We start from the raw sequence: 2,982 nt of genomic DNA on the forward strand, positions 1-2,982 counted from the left end.
CGGCGTCCGGGCCGTCGTGGTCGTGCTGGTCGGTCACGATGCGCTCCCTTGCGTGGGTACGAAGGACAGCGCTGTCCGACTTACTGGATGGTATCCGCGCGGACCGGATGTCTGGAGGGCCCCCGGGTGATCCACTGCCTCCGGACGTGTGTTTTGCGGCGTGATCTCAACCACCATGATCGGTCCGCGCGGGCAGACGGTGGTGTGCGCCGGGATCGGAACATAGGGCGCTACTGAGCAATTTTCTTCAAGACGCGGCGGCCCGACGGCCCGAGGATGGTTCCTGCCGGACCGGACTCCGTCCTGGCGACGGGGGCACGCGGGCCTGTTCGGGGAGGCCCGACGCCCCCGGTCGCACGTGCCCGAGAGGGCGCCGCAGGTCCGCTGACGGGGCCTCCTCGACGGTGTCCGCACCCGCCGACGGGTCAGCCCGACCCGGTCCGGGTCTCGCCCGTGGGGGTGAGCAACCGGCGCAGGCGGGCCGGTGGATGGCCCACCTGCTCCCGGACCACCCGGGTCAGGTGTGCCTGGTCAGCGAACCCGTACTCGGTGGCCAACGCACCGAGCGGACGACCGTCGGGCTCGGCGAGCGTGTCCAGCACCGCCCGTACCCGCAGCCGGTTCCGGTAACTGGTCAGGCTGCTGCCGGTCATCCGGTGGAAGACCCGGCTGAGGTGGTGCGGCGAGCTGCCCACCTCCCGGGCGACCTCGTCCAGGCTGAGCGTGAAACCGGAGTTGGCCAGCACCTCCCGAGCCCGGTCGGCCAACCGCCGGTGGGCGACCAGCGTCGCCGGTCGACGGCGGACCGCCGGGTCGAGCCCCTCGTCCGCGCCGAGCGGGCTGTGCCGCAGCAGGTGGGTCAGGAACCGGTGCAGCCGCTCGGCCATCTCGAACCCGTCCAGCCCGCGCCGGAACTCCGCCACCAGAAGCCGGTGCGCCAGGTCCAGCGCCGCGTCGGAGGATCCGGACCACCCACCCCGGTCCAGCCAACCCTCCGCGTCCGGGCGGGCCGCCAGCACCACCGGGTCGATCTCCAGGCAGGTGTACGAGTCACCGCAGCCGAACGGGTGGGCCACGGCGAGTTCGTCGCCGGGGCGGGTGAGCAGCACCGAGGTGGCGTCGGAGAGCTCGACCCGACCGTTGAGCCGCCGCCGGTACGCCCCGGAACGGCCCAGGATGACCTTGTGCCGGTCCACGACGGTGGACTCCGTCCAGCCGTGGTCCTCCACGATGCACCGCGCCTGGTAGACGAGCAGCCCCTCCGGGTGCCCCAGCACCCGCCACCGGGCGGGTGTGGTGCGGCGACGCGGATCACTGCCGACTCCCTCGGCGGGCATCGTTCCCTCCCCAGACGTGACGGTGGTGGGTCAGGTGTCGCTGGTGTCGGGCCTCACGTGCCAGCGGCGACGACGGCGAAGGCGCGAACGGGGAAGGTGCCCATGCCGGCCACCATCGGCGGGGCCGCCGTGAACCGGAACCCGCTCGGCGGCAACGCGCCCAGGCCGGTCAGGTGCTCCACGATCGGGATGCCGGCGGCGAGCAGTGCGCTGTGCGCGGGGCGTACGCCGGCGGCAGCCGGGCCCATGTCGTCGATGTTGATCGAGTCGATGCCGACCAGCGCCGCCCCAGCCTCGACAAGCGCCTGGGCGGCGTCCCCGGTCAGGTACGGCGCTTCCGGCGCGCCGTACCGCTCGGTGCCGAAGTGCGCATCCCACCCGGTGTGCAGCAACACCGCCCGACCGGCCACCTCGTACGGGGCCAGCATGAGCCGGTCAACCGCGCGGATGCCGGCCGGCACCCGGACCACCACCCCCGGTAGGTCGGCGAGACGGTCCAGCGACACAGCGGTCAGGTCGTCCCGGCCGGCCCATCGGTGGGCGGGCGTGTCCAGGTACGTGCCGGTGTTGGCGATCATGTCGATTCGGGCCACGTGGAACTCGGTGCCCGGGGCGTACCGCTCCCGGGAGGCGGCGAAGGTCAACCAGTCGGTGATCCGGGGGCCCGGCCAACCGGGCAGGGTGGTCATCCCTTCGCTGATCACGTGGCTCAGCTCGACCAGCCTGCGGCCGGACGTCGGCTGATCGACGGCGACGCCCCGGCCGCCCTTGTGCGGTTCCTCGATGATCGTCTTGGCGCTGATCCGAACCTCGGCCACCATCAGTAGCCCGAGGTGCCGGACGAACAACGCCGCCAGGTCGTCGTCGCTGATCTCCCGACCGGGAATGTCCAGTCGGAACCCCTCGGTACGCAGCCCGCCGCCGTTGGCGAAGCTCACCTCCGCGTCGAACTGTGCCCGCCACTGCTCACCCATCCCGAAACCCGACCACGCCAGCCGCGACTTGGTCAAGATCCGCTGCGAGGGCTGGTGGCGCCGGGCGGCGCGGTCCCAAGATCTCGCAATATCCAGGATGTAGTGGCATCGGCGCGTCGCTGAGGCCACTACATCCTGGTTCGAGCACGATCTTCGGCGCGAGGCGCGAGGCGCGAGGCGCGAGGCGCGAGGCGCGAGGCGCGAGGCGCGGGGCGGCGTGGACCTGGGCGGAAGGGGGTGACTGTCGGTCGACGGGGCTAGGCTTGTTGTCGTGCACCCCCCGTCCGACTGGACGAGGGGCCGCCGTCGTGTGCGTCGACTCCCCGGGAAGGATTTCCCTTGCTCACCGGTCTGTTTTCCGCCGCCCTGGCCGACCCCGGGCTGGCCCGGGCGCGTGACCTGGCGCGCTCCGGTGCCGCCCAGGTAGACGGCCTCGACATCACCGCCCCGGCGGCGCTGCGCCCGTTCGCCGTCGCGGCGGTCGCCGCCGACAACGACGGGGCCGGGCGCCCGGTGCTCGCGGTGACCGCCACCACCCGGGAGGCCGACGACCTGGCCGCCGCGCTCGGTGGGCTGCTGCCGGCCGAACAGGTAGTGGTCTGCCCCTCCTGGGAGACGCTGCCGCACGAGCGGCTCTCCCCACGCTCGGACCCCGTGGGTCGACGGCTGGC

3 protein-coding genes are annotated in these 2,982 nt (G+C 72.8%); 1 reads left to right on the forward strand and 2 read right to left on the reverse strand.

Features of this window, described 5'->3' with window-relative positions:
- Window positions 1-425: 425 nt before the first annotated feature.
- Window positions 426-1,337 (reverse strand): AraC family transcriptional regulator, encoded by a 912-nt coding sequence (locus tag KBX53_RS36590; protein ID WP_247676332.1) that lies wholly within the window; start codon window positions 1,335-1,337, stop codon window positions 426-428.
- Between the two features lie 53 nt (window positions 1,338-1,390).
- Window positions 1,391-2,347, reverse strand: coding sequence for a cyclase family protein (locus tag KBX53_RS27890; protein ID WP_309140872.1), 957 nt, complete (start codon window positions 2,345-2,347; stop codon window positions 1,391-1,393).
- A 303-nt stretch (window positions 2,348-2,650) separates the two neighbouring features.
- Between KBX53_RS27890 and KBX53_RS27895 the strand changes: the two genes are divergently transcribed.
- Window positions 2,651-2,982: hypothetical protein (locus tag KBX53_RS27895; protein WP_210862511.1), on the forward strand; the 332-nt coding region annotated here is incomplete at its 3' end.

The sequence above is a fragment of the Micromonospora sp. M51 genome, from assembly GCF_018070305.1.
In the GTDB taxonomy this organism is placed as follows: Bacteria; Actinomycetota; Actinomycetes; order Mycobacteriales; family Micromonosporaceae; genus Micromonospora; species Micromonospora parva.

Bases quoted from the DNA above. Each gene is read 5' to 3' on its own strand.
- KBX53_RS36590 (WP_247676332.1), bottom strand. From the start codon at position 1,337: ATGCCCGCCGAGGGAGTCGGCAGTGATCCGCGTCGCCGCACCACACCC.